Source organism: Veronia pacifica (assembly GCF_001707825.1).
GTDB lineage: Bacteria > Pseudomonadota > Gammaproteobacteria > Enterobacterales > Vibrionaceae > Veronia > Veronia pacifica.
The window spans coordinates 1-352 of the sequence record NZ_LYBM01000141.1 but is presented as its reverse complement, the minus strand read 5'-3'; the positions used below and the strand labels follow the sequence as shown (position 1 = coordinate 352).

1 protein-coding gene is annotated in these 352 nt (G+C 55.1%); it reads left to right on the top strand.

The genetic code is table 11. The features are described from left to right. On the top strand, positions 1-352 hold a 352-nt coding region (locus tag A8L45_RS24300), incomplete at both ends, for a calcium-binding protein (RefSeq protein WP_139122477.1).

Sequence of the window (352 nt, the reverse complement as noted above, 5' to 3'; positions counted from 1 at the left end):
ACGTTGACAATCAGGATGAGGTCTTTGGTGGCGAGGGTAACAACACCGTCATTATCAGCTCTGAAGCAGATGAAACCAGTGGTTTTGACCTCGCCAATGCCACGGATGTAGCCAATATCACCGGGGGCGCGGGCAACGACACCCTAACCGGTGACAGCAATGCCAATACCCTGACCGGTGGTGACGGTAACGATACCCTGATGGGTAATGGCGGCGGTGACAGCCTCTATGGCGGTAAGGGTGATGACACCCTGTATGCCAGTGATGATGCCACAGTGCTCGATGGCGGGGCGGGTTTTGACACCCTGAAAGTCTCGGGTACCTTCAATGCAGATAACGCAGACGTTGAGAG